Raw genomic sequence first — 16676 nt, forward strand, 5'->3', positions numbered from 1 at the left:
TCGGGTGGGGCGCGGTCCGCGGCACGAAAGGGGGGCCGGTGCCCCGCCATCGTTGCCAGAACAGCGCATCGGGGCCGGCGCGAGCGAGCCAGTGCTGAGGGGACAACATGTCAGAAGTTCCCCACGATGAAATCTTTGAAGCGGCCGAACGCGGTCTTCACCGAGCCGCTCTTTTGCGCCACCTTGAAGCCGCGCAGGCGCGCCAGGCGCGCCTCTTCCAGCAGGCCCATGACGGTGGCGGCGCGCGGCTGGGCGATCATGTCGGCCAGCGCGCTCGAATACTTGGGAATGCCCCGGCGCACGGGCTTCAGAAAGATGTCCTCGCCCAGCTCGACCATGCCCGGCATGATGGCGCTGCCGCCCGTGAGCACGATGCCCGAGGACAGCACCTCTTCATAGCCCGACTCGCGGATGACCTGCTGCACCAGCGAGAAGATCTCCTCCACGCGCGGCTCGATCACGCCGGCCAGCGCCTGCTTGCTGAGCATGCGCGGGCTGCGGTCGCCCAGGCCGGGCACCTCCACCTGCGCCTCGGGATCGGCCAGCAGCTGCTTGGCATAGCCGCTTTCGACCTTGATGTCCTCGGCGTCCTTGGTGGGCGTGCGCAGCGCCATGGCGATGTCGCTGGTGATGAGGTCGCCCGCGATCGGGATCACGGCCGTGTGGCGGATCGCGCCGCCGGTGAAGATCGCCACGTCGGTCGTGCCCGCACCGATGTCCACCACCGCCACGCCCAGCTCGCGCTCGTCGTCGGTCAGCACGGCCTGGCTGGAGGCGAGCGGGTTCAGCATGAGCTGCTCCACCTCGAGACCGCAGCGGCGCACGCACTTGATGATGTTCTCGGCCGCGCTCTGCGCGCCGGTCACGATGTGGATCTTGGCCTCCAGGCGGATGCCGCTCATGCCGATGGGCTCCTTCACATCCTGCCCGTCGATCACGAATTCCTGCGGCTCCACCAGCAGCAGGCGCTGGTCGCTGGAGATGTTGATGGCCTTGGCCGTCTCCACCACGCGCGCCACGTCGGCCTGGGTGACTTCCTTGTCCTTGACCGCCACCATGCCGCTCGAATTGAGCCCGCGGATGTGGCTGCCGGTGATGCCGGTGTACACGCGCTGGATCTTGCAGTCGGCCATCAGCTCGGCCTCTTTCAGCGCCTGCTGGATGCTCTGCACCGTGGCGTCGATGTTCACCACCACGCCGCGCTTGAGGCCATTGCTGGGTGCGACGCCCAGCCCGGCCAGCTTGAGTTCGCCATTGGGCAGCACCTCGGCCACCACCGCCATCACCTTGGCGGTGCCGATGTCCAGCCCCACGACCACGTCTTTGTATTCTCTTGCCATATTCTGTGTCCTGCCCTCAGTGGTTCTGCCCTGTTGTTCTGGCGGGGCGCGCGCGCTGCGGCGCAGTGCGCGCGGGCGCCCGGGCGGCCGCCTTGGGGGCGTCGCCATTGACCGTGGTCACCCCGCGCAGCCGCAGCGCATAGCCGTCGGCGTGGCGCAGGTCGGCCGATTCGAGTGCGTCCGCGCGCCGCCCGTACTGGCCCGCCACGCGCGCCAGCGTGCGCACGAAGCGCTGCGTGCGCTGCACCACGTCCTGCGGCGTGCCGCCGCCCAGTTCCACCACGGCGCCGCTGTCCAGCGTGGCGCGCCAGCCGCCGCGGCCGGTGAGCTCCAGCGCATCGACCTTGGTGTCCAGCGGCTCGAAGACCGGCTGCAGGCGGTGGTACATCTGCAGCACCTCCAGCGACTGACCCTGCGGGCCCTGCAGGCGGGGCAGTTCGTCCGCGTCCAGGTCGTCGCCGTTGGCCTCGAACACCTCGCCCTGGCTGTTGACCAGGGTGGAGCCCTCTTCGGCGCCCCAGTAGGCCGCGGCATCGTGCTCCTGCAGCTCCACGCGCAGGCTGTTGGGAAACTCGCGCCGCACCATCGCGTGGCGCACCCAGGGCACCTGCTCGAACGCCTCGCGCACGGCGCGCAGGTCCACGGTGAAGAAATTGCCCACCAGGTGCGGCCCGACGTTGGCCCGCAGCGTGACGGCGTTGTTGTGCACCAGCTCGCCCTGCACCACGATGCGCCCGATCGCGAACGCCGGATGGCGCAGCATCCACGAGCCGCCCACCACCAGCACGAACGCGGCGCAGCCCACGAACAGGACCGTGGCGGTCAGGTTCATGAGCTTGACGTCAAGCGGTGCGGGCAGCGAGGCGGTCATGCGGCTCCCGGGGTTCCCGTGGGGGTGGCGTGGACGGTGACGCCGGCGCCGGCATGCCCCTGCAGCCCGTCGAGCGAGGCGCTCGCCAGGATGCGCAGGCACAGCGCCTCGTAGCTCACGCCGCTGGCGCGGGCCGACATGGGCACCAGCGAATGGCCGGTCATGCCGGGCGAGGTGTTGATCTCCAGCAGGAAGGGCTTGCGGTCGCTGGCGCGGATCATGATGTCGGCGCGCGCCCAGCCCCGGCACTGCAGCGTGCGGAAGGCCTCGACCACCAGGCGCTGGATCTCGCGCTCCTCGGCCTCGGGCAGGCCGCTCGGGCAGTGGTACTGCGTGACGTCGGTGAAATACTTGTTCTGGTAGTCGTAGTTGCCGGCCGGCGCCACGATGCGGATCACCGGCAGCGCATGCGCATCCGCCCCCTGGCCCAGCACCGGGCAGGTGGTCTCGTCGCCTTCGATGAATTCCTCGCACAGCACTTCGGGGTCGTAGCGGGAGGCCAGCAGGTAGGCCTGTTCGCACTGCCCGGGCGAGGTCACTTTGGTCAGGCCGATGGTGGAGCCTTCGCGCGAGGGCTTGACGATCATCGGCGCGCCCAGCGCCTGCAGCGCCTGCGCGGTCTCGGCGGCGCTCGACACCAGGCGCCAGTCCGGCGTGGGCAGCCCCTCGAAGCGCCAGATGCGCTTGGTCATGATCTTGTCCATCGCGATGCTGGACGCCATCACGCCGGGGCCGGTGTACGGAATGCCGAGCAGCTCGAGCGCGCCCTGCACCGTGCCGTCCTCGCCATGGCGGCCGTGCAGGGCGATGAAGCAGCGCGCATAGCCGCCGTGCCGCAGCTCGGACAGGTCGGTCTGCGACGGGTCGAACGCATGCGCGTCCACGCCGCGGGCGCGCAGCGCCTGCAGCACGCCGCCGCCGGACATCAGCGAGACCTCGCGCTCGGCGGACGAGCCGCCCATCAGCACCGCGACCTTGCCCAGGGCGCGCACGTCGATGGCAGGGGTGTCTTCGTGGCTCATCGCGCGACCTCCGCCAACGCTGGCGCTTCTTCTTTCTGCAGCATTTCCACCACCTTCGCCGGCACGGCGCCGATGGAGCCCGCGCCCATGCACAGCACCACGTCGCCGTCCCGGGCGTTGTCCACGATCGCCTGCGCGAGCAGGGCCACGTCATCCACGAACACCGGCTCGACCTTGCCCGCCACGCGCAGGGCGCGCGTGAGCGACCGGCCGTCGGCGGCGACGATCGGCGCCTCGCCGGCGGCATACACCTCGGTCAGCAGCACGGCGTCCGCACTGCCCATGACCTTCACGAAATCCTCGAAGCAGTCGCGCGTGCGGCTGTAGCGGTGCGGCTGGAACGCCAGCACCAGGCGCCGGCCCGGGAAGGCACCGCGCGCCGCGGCCAGCGTGGCCGTCATCTCGACCGGGTGGTGGCCGTAGTCCTCGATCAGCGCGAACCTGCCGCCCCCCGGCGCGGCGATGTCGCCGTAGCGCTGAAAGCGCCGGCCCACGCCCTTGAACTGGGCCAGGGCGCGCAGCAGCGCGTCGTCGGGAATGTTCAACTCCACCGCCACCGCGATGGCCGACAGGGCGTTCAGCACGTTGTGCTCGCCCGCCAGGTTCAGCACCACGTCGATGTCGGGCAGCGTGACGCCGTTGCGCCGCTGCACGCGAAAACGCATCTGGCCCGCATCGGCCCGCACGTCCACCGCGCGCACCTGGGCGTCTTCGGAGAAGCCGTAGCTCGTCACCGGGCAGGTCACGTCGGCCAGGATGTCGCGGATGGCCGGGTTGTCCACGCACAGGATCGCCGTGCCGTAGAACGGCATGCGGTGCAGGAACTCGACGAACGCGCCCTTGAGGCGGCCGAAGTCGTGCCCGTACGTTTCCATGTGGTCGGCGTCGATGTTCGTCACCACGGCCATCACGGGCAGCAGGTTGAGGAACGAGGCGTCGGACTCGTCCGCCTCCACCACGATGTAGTCGCCGCTGCCCAGCTTGGCATTGGCGCCCGCGCTGTTGAGCCGCCCGCCGATCACGAAGGTCGGGTCGAGCCCGGCCTCGGCCAGCACACTGGTCACCAGGCTGGTGGTGGTGGTCTTGCCGTGCGTGCCGGCGATGGCGATGCCGCGCTTCAGGCGCATCAGCTCGGCCAGCATCAGCGCGCGCGGCACCACGGGAATCTTCTTTTCGCGGGCGGCCAGCACCTCGGGGTTGTCGGCCTGCACCGCCGTGGAGGTAACCACCGCATCTGCCCCCTCGATGTGCGCGGCCGCATGGCCCACGCAGGTGCGGATGCCCAGCGCCTGCAGGCGGCGCAGGGTGGCGCTGTCGGACAGGTCCGAGCCCGAAATGCCGTAGCCCAGGTTGAACAGCACCTCGGCGATGCCGCACATGCCGGCGCCGCCCAGGCCGACGAAATGGATGTGGCGAATGGCGTGCTTCATGCCAGCTCCTCGCAGGCAGTCGCCACTTCGCGGGTGGCGTTGATCTTTTGCATGTTTTTGGCCTTCTGCGCAATATCCACTAGGGCATCGCGCTCTGAATTTTGTAGCAACTTCGCCAGCCACTCGGGGGTGAGGTCGCGCTGCGGCACGAGCCACCCGCCACCGGCGTCCACGAGGAAGCGGGCATTGGCGGTCTGGTGGTCGTCCACCGCGTGGGGGAACGGCACGAACACCGCCGCCGCGCCCACGGCGGCGATCTCGGTGACGGTGCTGGCGCCCGCACGGCAGACGATGAGGTCCGCGTCGGCGAACGCCGCCGCGGTGTCGTCGATGAACGGCGTGAGCGTGGCCTGCACGCCCGCCTTCGCGTAGTGCTCGCGCAGCGCATCGATCTGCGCTGCGCCGCTCTGGTGGGTGACGACGGGCCGGCGGTCCGCCGGAATCAGCGCCAGGGCCTGCGGAACGATCTCGTTGAGCGCGCGGGCGCCCAGGCTGCCGCCCACGACCAGAAGGCGCAGCGGCCCCGTGCGACCGGCGAAGCGCTCGGCCGGCGCGGGCTGCTGCGTGAAGGCGGTGCGCAGCGGGTTGCCCACCCACTGGGCCTTCTTGAGCACCCCGGGGAAGGCCGTGAAGATGCGGTCGGCCACGCCGGCCAGCACCTTGTTCACGAGGCCGGCCACCGAGTTCTGTTCGTGCAGCACCAGCGGCTTGCCCAACAGCACGGCCATCATCCCGCCCGGAAACGTCACATAGCCGCCCAGGCCCACGACCACGTCGGGGCGCACGCGGCGCACCACGGCCAGCGACTGCCAGAAGGCGCGCAGCAGGCGCAGCGGCAGCAAGACCAGCGTGAGCAGCCCCTTGCCGCGAACGCCGGAAAAATCGATGGGCTCGAACGCGAACCCGCGCGGCGGCACCAGGCGCGACTCCATGCTGCCGGGCGTGCCCAGCCAGTGCACGCGCCAGCCGCGCGTGCGCAGCTCCTCGGCCACGGCCAGGCCCGGGAAGATGTGGCCGCCGGTGCCGCCGGCCATGATGAGCGCGGTTTTGGGTGCGCTCATACGCGTCCACCCCGCACCGTGCGCTGTGCGCCCGGCATGGCTGACGCCATGCGGTGCCCGTTTTGTTGAAACAAGCACCTCATACGCGGCCTCCGCGCATGAGGTGCTTGTTTTCATAGTCAACCCGAAGCACCACGGCGATGGCCACCAGATTCATCAGGATGGCGGAGCCCCCGAAGCTCATCAGCGGCAGGGTCAGCCCCTTGGTCGGCAGCGCGCCCAGGTTCACGCCCATGTTGATGAAGGCCTGAAAGCCCATCCAGATGGCCACGCCCTGCGCCACCAGGCCGGCGAACACGCGGTCCAGCGCGATGGCCTGGCGGCCGATGTGCATGATGCGGCGGGTCATCCACAGGAAGAGCACGATGAGGATGAGCACGCCGACCAGGCCGAACTCCTCGCCGATCACCGCGAGCAGGAAGTCGGTGTGCGCCTCGGGCAGCCAGTGCAGCTTTTCCACGCTGCCGCCCAGGCCGACGCCGAAGATCTCGCCGCGGCCGATGGCGATCAGCGAGTGCGACAGCTGGTAGCCCTTGCCCAGCGCGTGCTTTTCGCTCCAGGGATCGAGGTACGCGAAGATGCGCTCGCGCCGCCAGTCGCTCATCATCACCATGAGCGCGAAGGCACCCACCAGCACGGCGGCGATCAGGAAGAACATGCGGGCGTTCACGCCGCCCAGGAACAGGATGCCCATGGCGATCACGGCGATCACCATGAAGGCACCCATGTCGGGCTCGGCCAGCAGCAGCGCGCCCACCACGGCCACGGCCGCGCCCATGGGCAGCACGGCGCGGAAGAAGCGCTCCTTGACCTCCATCTTGCGCACCATGTAGTCCGACGCGTAGATGAGCACGGCGAACTTCGCCAGCTCCGACGGCTGGAAGTTCATGACCCCCAGCGAGAGCCAGCGCCGCGCGCCGTTGACCACCGTGCCCACGTGCGGGATCAGCACTGCGATGAGCAAAGCGATCGACAGCACGAACAGCCACGGCGCCACGCGCTCCCAGGTGGACATGGGAATCTGGAATGCCAGCAGGGCCGCGACGAAGGCCATCACCAGCGCCATGATGTGGCGCACCAGGAAATGGGTGGGCGCGATCTTGCCGAAACGCGGGTTGTCCGGCATGGCGATGGACGCCGAATACACCATCACCAGCCCCCAGGCGAGCAGCGCCACCACGACCCACAGGAGGGCCTGGTCGAAGCCGAGCACACTGGCCGGCGTGGTCGTGGTCTGGCGGTATTCGGTGCCGCCCACGCGCACCGGCAGCACGTCGGCGGGTTTGGCGGGCAGGCCGCCGAACCCGCCACCGAACTTTCCGCCGAATCTGGTGGACAGGCGCTGCAGCAGGCCGGGGGATGCGGGTGCGGTGCTCATGCGGAGCCCTCCAGGTCCTGGCCGCGATCGTTCGCAAGCGCTTGCACGGCTTCGCAAAACACGCGGGCGCGGTGCTCGTAATCGTTGAACATATCGAAACTGGCACAGGCGGGCGACATCAGCACCGCATCGCCGGCATGAGCGCGCTGCGTGGCCAGGTCCACCGCCTGCGGCAGCGTCGGTGCGTCCAGCAGGGCCACGCCCGCGTCTTTGAGCGCGGCGCGGATCTGGGGCGCGTCGCGGCCGATCAACACCACGGCGCGGGCGTAGCGCGACACGGGCGCGGCCAGCGGCGAAAAGTCCTGCCCCTTGCCGTCGCCGCCCAGGATGACCACCAGCCGGCGCTCCGCGCCCAGGCCGGTGAGCGCCGCCACGGTGGCGCCCACGTTCGTGCCCTTGCTGTCGTCGAAATATTCCACATCGCCGATGAGCCCCACGGGCTCCACACGGTGCGGCTCGCCGCGGTATTCGCGCAGGCCGTACAGCATGGGGCCCAGCGCGCAGCCGGCGGCCTGGGCGAGCGCCAGCGCGGCGAGCGCGTTCACGGCGTTGTGGCGGCCGCGGATGCGCAGCGCATCGGCAGGCATCAGGCGCTGGATGTGCAGCTCTTCTTCCTGCGCACGCGAACGGCGGGCGGTTTCGTCGGCCTCCTGGGCCCGCACGAGCCAAGCCATGCCGTTGACGATCTCCAGGCCGAAATCGCCCGGGCGCTGGGGCATGTCGCCGCCGAACGTGACATGGGGGCGCACCTGCACCTTCGGGGCCTTCGCGCGCCCGGCCGCCGGCCTGGCCGCGCCGCGCGCCGGCCCGGCATCGGGCAGCATGCCCATGACCTCGGGGTCTTCACGGTTGAGCACCATCAGGCCGCTCTCGCCGAAGATGCGCGCCTTGGCGGCCGCGTAGGCGGCCAGGCTGCCGTGCCAGTCCAGGTGGTCCTGGCTGATGTTGAGGACGGCCGCGGCCGTGGGCTCGAAGCCCGCCACGCCGTCGAGCTGGAAGCTGGACAGCTCCAGCACCCAGACCTCGGGCAGGGTGCCCGCATCGATGTGCCGGCCCAGCGTGTCCAGCAGGGTCGGGCCGATGTTGCCGGCCACGGCCACGGTCTTGCCGGCGCAGTCCACGAGCCGGCCGGTGAGCGAAGTCACCGTGGTCTTGCCATTGGTGCCGCTCACGGCCACCACCGCCGGGGCGTAGCCGTGCGCGGCGCGCAGCTCGCGCAGCGCCATGGCGTACAGGGCGAGTTCGCCCTCCATGCGGATGCCGCGCGCCCGGGCCTCGGACGACAGGGCGGCCAGCGTGTCGGGACGCAGGCCGGGCGAGCGGTAGATGGCCTGCGGCATGCGCCCTTCGAGCAGGGAGGCGTCGAACGCACCGGCCACGAAGCGCACCTGGGGCAGCTCGGCATGCAGCGTGCCGCGCTGCGGAGGCGCCTCGCGCGTGTCGGCCACGGTCACCTGCGCGCCGCAGCGCACGCACCAGCGGGCCATGGCCAGCCCGGAAGCGCCCAGGCCGAGAATGAGAATGTCCTGGCCCTGCAGCAGCGCAGCGCCCTCGCCCGGCCAGCCGGCCGGCACCGGCGTGGGGCCGGCCACCGGGCCGGTGGCGCCGTCGGCCGGGGGCGCGTCATCGGAGGATGGCGCCGCGCCCGGATCGCGCGGACCGGCCGCGGTGACGGACTCGGGCGAGCCCACGTCCGCGAAGATCTGCGCCACGAACGCCGCAGCGGCCGCAGCGGCCGAGACCGCGGGCGCGGTCATGCCGGCGAGCGCCTGCGCCATCGCGTCGTTCGCGGGGGCGGGTGGTGCCTGCGGGGCCGGTGCGGAGGATGCGTCCTGGTCCTGCGGCGCCAGCGCCACGCTTTCGGACATGCAGGGCACGTCGGGCGAATCGGGAGCGCCGGATGCGTCGGAGCGCGGCGGCATGGCGTCCATGCCCTGCACCGGCGCCACCCCGGACGGGGAAACCATGGACGCGCCCTCCCCCTCGCCGGGGCCATCGGCACCCTGCGGCAGGCCTGGCGCCTCGCCAGGAAGAAGGGGGTCGTGCGGGTTCATCGCAGTTTCAGCGTGGTCAGGCCGATCAGGCACAGCAGCATGGTGATGATCCAGAAGCGCACGACCACCTGCGTCTCCTTCCAGCCGCTTTTCTCGAAATGGTGATGCAGCGGCGCCATCTTGAGCAGCCGCCGGCCCTGGCCGTAGCGCTTCTTGGTGTACTTGAACCAGGCGACCTGCAGCATCACCGAAAGCGCCTCGACCACGAAGATGCCGCCCATGATGGCCAGCACGATCTCCTGGCGCACGATGACGGCGATGGTGCCTAACGCGCCGCCCAGCGCCAGCGCGCCCACGTCGCCCATGAACACCTGGGCCGGGTGGGTGTTGAACCACAGGAAGGCCAGGCCGGCGCCGGCCATGGCCGAGCAGAAGATCAGCAACTCGCCCGCGCCGGCAATGTGCGGGAACAGCAGGTACTTGGAGTACACCGTGCTGCCGGCCACGTAGGCGAACAGCCCCAGCGCCGATCCCACCATGACGACCGGCATGATCGCCAGGCCATCGAGGCCGTCGGTGAGGTTGACCGCGTTGCTCGATCCCACGATCACGAGGTAGGTCAGGATCACGAAGCCCAGCACGCCCAGCGGGTAGCTCACCTCCTTGAAGAACGGCACCAGCAGCCCGGCCTGCGGCGGCAGGTCCAGCGAAAAGCCGGACTGCACCCAGGTGATGAACAGCTCGAACACGCGCGAATTGGAGTTCTCGGAAATGCTGAACACCAGGTAGAGCGCCGCCAGCAGGCCGATGACGGACTGCCAGAAATATTTCTCGCGCGAGCGCATGCCTTCCGGGTCCTTGCGCACCACCTTGCGCCAGTCGTCCACCCAGCCGATGGCGCCGAAGCCCAGGGTCACGGCCAGCACGATCCACACGAAACGGTTGGACAGGTCGAACCACAGCAGCGTGGAGATCGCGATCGAGCCCAGGATCAGCACGCCCCCCATGGTCGGCGTGCCGCTCTTGGACAGGTGCGATTCCATCGCGTAGCCACGGATGGGCTGGCCGATCTTGAGCGAGGTGAGCATGCGGATCACCTTCGGCCCCGCCGCCAGCCCGATCACCAGCGCCGTGAGCGCCGCCATCACCGCACGGAACGTGAGGTACTGGAAGACGCGGAAGAACCCGAACTCCGGCGACAGGCCTTGCAGCCATTGCGACAGTATCAGCAGCATGTGGTGCCCCCGCGTGCGTTCTTCGTCGTGTCCGCACGGGCTTCCAGCACCTGCACCACCTGCTCCATCTTCATGAACCGAGATCCCTTCACCAGCACGCTGCCCACCTGGGGCAGGGCTTGCTGCACCGCTGCGAGCAGCGATGCCATGTCGTCGAAATGCCGCGCATCCGGCCCGTAGGCCTGCGCGGCGTGAGTGCTGAGCGCGCCCAGCGCGAACAGCCTGCCGATGCCGCTGGCGCGCGCCTGGGCGCCCGCCTCGGCGTGGAACTGAGGCCCCTGCTCGCCCACCTCGCCCATGTCGCCCAGCACCAGCAGTTGCGGGCCGGGCAGGCCGGCCAGCACGTCGATGGCGGCGCGCATGGAGTCGGGGTTGGCGTTGTAGGTGTCGTCCACCGCCGTGACCACGCGCCCGTCCTGCGGCACGCTGAAGGCGCGCGAGCGCCCCTTGACCGGAATGAAGGCCGAGAGCCCGCGCGCCACGGCGTCGAGCGGCGCACCGGCCGCCAACGCGCAGGCCGTGGCGGCCAGGGCGTTGGTCACGTTGTGCATGCCGGCAATGCGCAGCGTGGCATCGAAGCCGCCCTGCGGCGTGTCGATGCGGATGCGCCAGGCACTGCCCTCCCACCGCGCGGCGGTGCAGCGCACGTCGGCCCCGTCCGCGCCGAAGGTGATGCAGCGGCGCCCCGCGGCCAGTTGCCGCCACAGCGCGGTGTAGGCATCGCCCGCCGGGAACACGGCCACGCCATCGGCGGGCAGGGCCGAGAGGCAGGAGCCGTTCTCTTCGGCCACGGCCTGGACCGTGTGCATGAACTCCAGGTGCTCGCGCTGCGCGTTGTTGACGAGGGCCACCGTGGGGCGGGCCAGGTCGGCCAGGTACGCGATCTCGCCCGGATGGTTCATGCCCAGCTCGATCACGGCCGCCTCGTGCGCCGCGTTGAGCCGCAGCAGCATCAGCGGCACGCCGATGTCGTTGTTGAAATTGCCTTGCGTCGCGAAGGCGGCCGAGCCCTTCCAGGCCTGCAGCACCGCCGCGATCATCTGCGTGACGGTGGTCTTGCCGTTGCTGCCGGTGACCCCGATCAGCGGCAGCCGGAACTGGGCACGCCAGCCAGCGGCCAGGGCGCCAAGCGCCGCGAGCGTATCGGGCACCTCGATGCCGGGCAGGCCGGCGGCCTCCAGGCCGCCGTGGGCCACGGCCGCAGCGGCGCCGGCCGTGCGCGCATCGGCCAGAAAGGCATTGGCGTCGTAGCGCTCGCCCTTGAGCGCCACGAACAAATCGCCCGCCTGCAGCGTGCGCGTGTCGGTGTGCACGCGGGACAGCGGCAGCGCGCCCTCGCCCACCAGCCGGGCCGTGGGCACGCGCGCCTGGATGAACCCCAGCGCCTGCTGCAGCGTCATCATGCGCGGCCTCCCCGGGCGGCCAGGCCGGCCTGGGCGTGGGCCATGTCGGAGAACGGCCGGCGCTCGCCCGCCACCTCCTGGTAGTCCTCGTGGCCCTTGCCGGCGATCAGCACCACGTCGCGCGGCCCGGCCTCGGACAGCGCCAGCGCGATCGCCGCGGCGCGGTCCACCTCGGCGCGCACGGTGCGCCCGGCCACGGTGCCCTGCAGGATTTCGTGAAGGATGTCCGCCGGCACTTCGCCGCGCGGGTTGTCGCTGGTGACGATGACCGCATCGGCCCGCTGCTGCGCGACCGCGCCCATCAGGGGCCGCTTGGTGCGGTCGCGGCTGCCGCCGCAGCCGAACACGCACCACAGCCGCCCGCCGCGCTCCGACGCGATGGGGCGCAGCGCCTGCAGCGCCTGGTCGAGCGCATCGGGCGTATGGGCGTAGTCCACGGCGACCAGGGGCTGGTGCGGCACATGGATCTGCTCCATGCGGCCCGGCACCGGCGACAGCTGCGCGCAGGCGTAGAGCGCATGCTCCAGCGGCACGCCCAGCGCCCGCAGCGTGGCCATCACGAGCAGCAGGTTGCCTACGTTGTACTGGCCGATGAGCCGCGTCTGCAGCACATGGCTTTGCGCGCCCTCGGCCACGGTGAACGACAGGCCGCCATCGCCCCAGGCGATGTCCCGGGCCTGGAGCCGTGCGGGCCCCTGCAGGGAAACGCTCCACAGGTCCAGCGGCTGCTGGGACAGCGTCTCGTGCAGTTCGGCGCCGTGCCGGTCGTCGATGTTGACCACGGCGATCTGCAGCCCGGGCCAGTCGAACAAGGTGCTCTTGGCCTGCCAGTAGGCCGCCATGCTCGGGTGGTAGTCCAGGTGGTCCTGGGTGAAATTGGTGAACAGGGCCGCCCGCACCCGCGTGCCGGTCAGGCGGTGCTCCGCCAGCCCGATGGACGAAGCCTCGATCGCGCAGGCCACATGGCCTTCTTTGGCGAAATGGGCGAAGGCGCGCTGCAGGCGCACCGGGTCCGGCGTCGTGAGGCCGGTGGACTCGAGCGCGGGCGGCACGCCGGCGCCCAGCGTACCGATCAGCGCGCAGCCGCCGGGCGCCGCCAGTTCGTTGCGCGCCAGCAGGTTGAGCGCATCGGCCAGCCACCAGCTGACGCTGGTCTTGCCGTTGGTGCCGGTCACCGCCAGCACGTCGATCGACTGCGTGGGGTGGCCGAACCACTCGGCCGCCAGCGTTCCGGTGATGGCCTTGAGCCCGCGCAGCGCGGCCACCGGCGCATGGGCGAAATCGAAGGCCTCGATGCCTTCGTGCTCGACCAGGCAGGCCATGGCGCCACGCGCCAGCGCGTCGCCCACATGGGCGCGGCCATCGGTGGCAGCGCCCGGCCAGGCGATGAAGCCGTCGCCGGGCTGGATGAGCCGGCTGTCGGTCTGCAGCGTACCGGTCACCCGGGCGGCCAGCCATTGCACGGCGTCGTGCACCGAGGTGAGCAGCGGGGTCGTCGTCATAGCGATTCCTCCACGGTGTTGGCCACGATCTGGGGCTTGACGGCCATGTCGGGCTGCACGCCCATCATGCGAAGGGTCTGCTGCACCACGGCGCTGAACACCGGCGCCGCCACCGCACCGCCGTAGAACACGCCGTTGCTGGGCTCGTCGATCATCACCGCGACGATGATGCGCGGCTTGTCGATCGGCGCCATGCCGGTGAACCACGCCCGGTACTTGCCCGAGGCATAGCTCTTTCCCACCTGCTTGCGCGCGGTGCCGGATTTTCCGCCCACCGAGTAGCCCACGGTCTGCGCCTGCTGGCCCGTGCCGCCGGGGCCCGCGGCCATCTGCAGCATCTTGCGCACCTGGTCGGCCGTGCGCTCGGAGAACACGGGCACGCCGACCGCCGGCGTGCTCGACTTGAGCATGGTGGCGGGAATGATCTGGCCGCCGTTGGCGAACACCGTGTACGAGCGCGCCATCTGCAGCAGGCTGGCCGACAGGCCGTAGCCGTAGGACATGGTGGCCTGCTCCACCGGGCGCCAGGTCTTGTAGGGCCGCAGGCGGCCGCTCACCACGCCGGGGAAGTGGATCTGCGGCTTCTGCCCGAAACCGGCCGCCGAGAAGGTCTCCCACATCTCGCGCGCCGGCATCTGCATGGCGATCTTGGTGGTGCCCACGTTGCTGGATTTCTGGATCACGCCCTCGACCGTGAGCACGCCGTAGTTGTGCGTGTCGGAGATGGTCGAGCCCGTGATGGTGACGCGGCCGGGGTTGGTGTCCACGATGGTTTCCGGGCGCACGCGGCCGGTCTCCAGCGCCAGGCCGATGGTGAACGGCTTCATGGTGGAGCCGGGCTCGAACACGTCGGTGAGCGCGCGGTTGCGCAGCTGCTCGCCGGTGAGGTTCTGGCGCTTGTCGGGCACGTAGCTCGGGTAGTTGGCCAGCGCCAGCAGCTCGCCCGTGTGCGCGTCGATCACCACCACGCTGCCAGCCTTGGCCTTGTGCAGCGCCACCTGGTCGCGCAGCTTCTGGTAGGCGAAGAACTGCACCTTGCTGTCGATGGACAGCTGCATGTCCTGCCCGTCCACCGGCGGCACCTCGGCGCCCACGCCCTCCACCACGCGGCCCAGGCGGTCCTTGATGACGCGTCGCGAGCCGGCCTTGCCGGCCAGCTGCTGGTCGAAGGCCAGCTCCATGCCTTCCTGGCCATGGTCTTCCACATTGGTGAAGCCCACCACGTGCGCGGCCGATTCGCCTTCGGGGTACTGGCGCTTGTATTCCTTGCGCTGGTAGATGCCCTTGATGTCGAGGGCGGCGATCTGCTGGCCGACCTCCCAGTCGAGCTGGCGCTTGATCCAGACGAAGGTCTTGTCCTCGTCCGCGAGCTTGGTCTTGAGCGCGGGCAGCGGCATCTCCAGCAGCTTGGCCAGTTGCTGGAGCTTTTCGCGCACCTCGGGCTTGTCCTGCTCCACGTCTTCCGGAATGGCCCAGATGCTGGCCGCCGGCACGCTGGAGGCCAGGATCAGCCCGTTGCGGTCCAGGATGCGACCCCGGTTGGCGGGCAGCTCCAGCGTGCGGGCGAAGCGCACCTCGCCCTGCCGCTGGAAGAACGCATTGCCGAACACCTGCACGTAGGCCGCGCGGGCGCCCAGGCCCACGAAGCCCAGCGCCACCATGGCGACGATGAACTTGCTGCGCCAGACCGGCGTCTTGCTGGCCAGCAGCGGGCTGGAGGTGTAGTTGACGCTGCGGCTCATCGGCGCACGCTCCCCGCGCCACCCGGCGTGGCCGGCACGGGCGCTGCCGTGGCGGCCGTGACCACCGGCGTGCCGTCGTCGGCGACGTACTGCGTGATGGCCGGCGTGGCCGTGCGCATCTGCAGGCGGTCGCGGGCGAGCTTTTCCACCCGCAGCGGCGTCGCCTGGGCGCGCTTTTCGACCTGCAGGCGCTGGTGTTCGGTCTCCAGCCGGCGCGACTCGGCCACCGCGCGGTCCAGCTCGGTGAACAGGCGCCGCGACTCGTACTGCATGTGCACGAGGTACAGCGCGCTCACCATCACTCCCAGCAGCAGCACCAGGCTCAGGCGCGTCATGGCTGCACCTCCGTGCGCTCGGCCACGCGCATCACCGCGCTGCGGGAGCGGGGATTGGCCTCGATCTCGGCTGCGGTGGGCTTGATGCGGTCCAGCGCCTTGAGCCGCATGGGCTGCGGCTGCGCAAATGGCGCGCGGCGGTCAAAGACCTCCTTGGAATGCTGGGCGATGAACTGCTTGACGATGCGGTCTTCCAGCGAATGGAAGCTGATCACCACCAGCCGGCCACCGGGTGCGAGCACCCGCAGGCTGGCCTCTAGCGCCTGTTGCAGCTCTTCAAGCTCGGCGTTGATGAAAATCCGAAGAGCCTGAAATGTGCGCGTTGCAGGGTTCTGGCCTGCTTCGCGGGTCTTGACCGCGCCAGCCACGAGTTGGGCCAGTTCAGCGGTGGTGGCAAGAGGGCCCCGCTCCTCGCGACGAGCAACAATCGCCTTTGCAATGGGGCCAGCAAACCGTTCTTCGCCGTAGTCACGTATCACCTCCGCAATCTGCCCGACCTCGGCCGTGGCCAGCCAATCGGCCACGCTCTCGCCGCGCGTGGTGTCCATGCGCATGTCCAGCGGGCCGTCGAAACGAAAGCTGAAGCCCCGGCCGGGGCTGTCGATCTGGGGTGAACTCACGCCCAGGTCCATGAGGATGCCCGCGGCGCTGCGCTCGGGCAGTTCGGCCAGATGGCGGAATCCTTCGTGCCGAATGGAAAAGCGCGCATCGGTGATGCGCGCTGCTTCTGCGATGGCCTCGGGGTCCTTGTCGAACGCCACGAGGCCCCCGCCCGGCCCCAGCCGGTCCAGTATCTTGCGGGAGTGCCCGCCACGGCCGAAGGTGGCATCGATCCACACGCCGGCGGGCGCGGGGCCGGCGGCGCCCAGCAAGGCGTCGACCGCCTCGCCCAGCAAGACCGTGGTGTGTTGCAGCGGTGCGTTCACCATGGCCTCAGAAAGAAAAGTCCTGGAAAGCGGCCGGCATCTCGGCCTGCATGGCAACAGCCTCCTGCGCCTCGTAGGTGGCCTTGTCCCACAGCTCGAAGTGGTTGCCCATGCCGAGCAGCATCGTGTCCTTGGTGATGCCGGCGGCCTGCCGCAGTTCGGGCGAGACCAGCACGCGGCCGGTGCCATCCATGTCCACGTCCATCGCGTTGCCCAGGAAGATGCGCTTCCACCACTGGGCGGACATGGGCAGCTCGGCAATGCGTTCGCGGAATTTTTCCCATTCGGGGCGGGGAAACACCATGAGGCAGCCGTGCGGATGCTTGGTGATGGTGAGCTGACTGTTGGCGGTCGCCGCGAGGACGTCACGATGCCGGGTAGGCACGGAAAGCCTTCCCTTCGCATCCAGACTCAGCGATGACGCCCCTTGAAACACG

Annotated in this window: 14 protein-coding genes; all 14 read right to left on the reverse strand. The window is 70.1% G+C overall.

The genetic code is table 11. The features are described 5' to 3' along the window. Window positions 1–110: 110 nt before the first annotated feature. The 14 genes from ftsA to mraZ all read right to left on the reverse strand — a co-directional run bounded on the left by ftsA (window position 111) and on the right by mraZ (window position 16675). Complete coding sequence (ftsA, locus tag AVME950_RS08800; protein WP_092741824.1) at window positions 111–1340, reverse strand: cell division protein FtsA; 1230 nt, start codon at window positions 1338–1340, stop codon at window positions 111–113. Between the two features lie 16 nt (window positions 1341–1356). Then, complete coding sequence (locus AVME950_RS08805; protein WP_284429470.1) at window positions 1357–2211, reverse strand: cell division protein FtsQ/DivIB; 855 nt, start codon at window positions 2209–2211, stop codon at window positions 1357–1359. After that, entirely contained in the window at window positions 2208–3233 is a 1026-nt protein-coding gene (locus AVME950_RS08810; protein ID WP_284429471.1) for a D-alanine--D-alanine ligase, read from the reverse strand. The genes AVME950_RS08805 and AVME950_RS08810 overlap by 4 nt, the downstream gene beginning before the upstream one ends. After that, window positions 3230–4663 (reverse strand): UDP-N-acetylmuramate--L-alanine ligase, encoded by a 1434-nt coding sequence (gene murC, locus AVME950_RS08815; RefSeq protein WP_272567214.1) that lies wholly within the window; start codon window positions 4661–4663, stop codon window positions 3230–3232. The genes AVME950_RS08810 and murC overlap by 4 nt, the downstream gene beginning before the upstream one ends. Further along, entirely contained in the window at window positions 4660–5724 is a 1065-nt protein-coding gene (gene murG / locus AVME950_RS08820; RefSeq protein ID WP_284429472.1) for an undecaprenyldiphospho-muramoylpentapeptide beta-N-acetylglucosaminyltransferase, read from the reverse strand. The genes murC and murG overlap by 4 nt, the downstream gene beginning before the upstream one ends. A gap of 79 nt (window positions 5725–5803) precedes the next feature. Beyond that, on the reverse strand, window positions 5804–7102 hold the full coding sequence (gene ftsW, locus AVME950_RS08825) for a putative lipid II flippase FtsW (RefSeq protein WP_284429473.1): 1299 nt from the start codon (window positions 7100–7102) through the stop codon (window positions 5804–5806). Beyond that, window positions 7099–9156, reverse strand: a complete 2058-nt coding sequence (murD, locus tag AVME950_RS08830; protein ID WP_502869371.1) for a UDP-N-acetylmuramoyl-L-alanine--D-glutamate ligase — start codon at window positions 9154–9156, stop codon at window positions 7099–7101. Before murD ends, ftsW begins: the two co-directional genes overlap by 4 nt. Continuing rightward, window positions 9153–10331, reverse strand: coding sequence for a phospho-N-acetylmuramoyl-pentapeptide-transferase (gene mraY / locus AVME950_RS08835; protein ID WP_284393025.1), 1179 nt, complete (start codon window positions 10329–10331; stop codon window positions 9153–9155). The genes murD and mraY overlap by 4 nt, the downstream gene beginning before the upstream one ends. Further along, complete coding sequence (locus AVME950_RS08840; RefSeq protein WP_284429474.1) at window positions 10322–11734, reverse strand: UDP-N-acetylmuramoyl-tripeptide--D-alanyl-D-alanine ligase; 1413 nt, start codon at window positions 11732–11734, stop codon at window positions 10322–10324. The genes mraY and AVME950_RS08840 overlap by 10 nt, the downstream gene beginning before the upstream one ends. Then, on the reverse strand, window positions 11731–13236 hold the full coding sequence (locus AVME950_RS08845) for a UDP-N-acetylmuramoyl-L-alanyl-D-glutamate--2,6-diaminopimelate ligase (RefSeq protein ID WP_284429475.1): 1506 nt from the start codon (window positions 13234–13236) through the stop codon (window positions 11731–11733). Before AVME950_RS08845 ends, AVME950_RS08840 begins: the two co-directional genes overlap by 4 nt. Continuing rightward, complete coding sequence (locus AVME950_RS08850) at window positions 13233–14978, reverse strand: peptidoglycan D,D-transpeptidase FtsI family protein (protein ID WP_272567204.1); 1746 nt, start codon at window positions 14976–14978, stop codon at window positions 13233–13235. The genes AVME950_RS08845 and AVME950_RS08850 overlap by 4 nt, the downstream gene beginning before the upstream one ends. Further along, window positions 14975–15313, reverse strand: a complete 339-nt coding sequence (ftsL, locus tag AVME950_RS08855) for a cell division protein FtsL (protein ID WP_284405268.1) — start codon at window positions 15311–15313, stop codon at window positions 14975–14977. The genes AVME950_RS08850 and ftsL overlap by 4 nt, the downstream gene beginning before the upstream one ends. Next, window positions 15310–16239, reverse strand: a complete 930-nt coding sequence (gene rsmH / locus AVME950_RS08860) for a 16S rRNA (cytosine(1402)-N(4))-methyltransferase RsmH (RefSeq protein WP_284429598.1) — start codon at window positions 16237–16239, stop codon at window positions 15310–15312. Before rsmH ends, ftsL begins: the two co-directional genes overlap by 4 nt. A 7-nt stretch (window positions 16240–16246) precedes the next feature. After that, the gene (gene mraZ, locus AVME950_RS08865; RefSeq protein WP_272569587.1) at window positions 16247–16675 is read right to left on the reverse strand and encodes a division/cell wall cluster transcriptional repressor MraZ; all 429 of its coding nucleotides are present in this window, start codon (window positions 16673–16675) and stop codon (window positions 16247–16249) included. Window position 16676: the final 1 nt, after the last annotated feature.

The organism is Acidovorax sp. SUPP950, from assembly GCF_030158935.1.
Lineage (GTDB): Bacteria > Pseudomonadota > Gammaproteobacteria > Burkholderiales > Burkholderiaceae_C > Paracidovorax.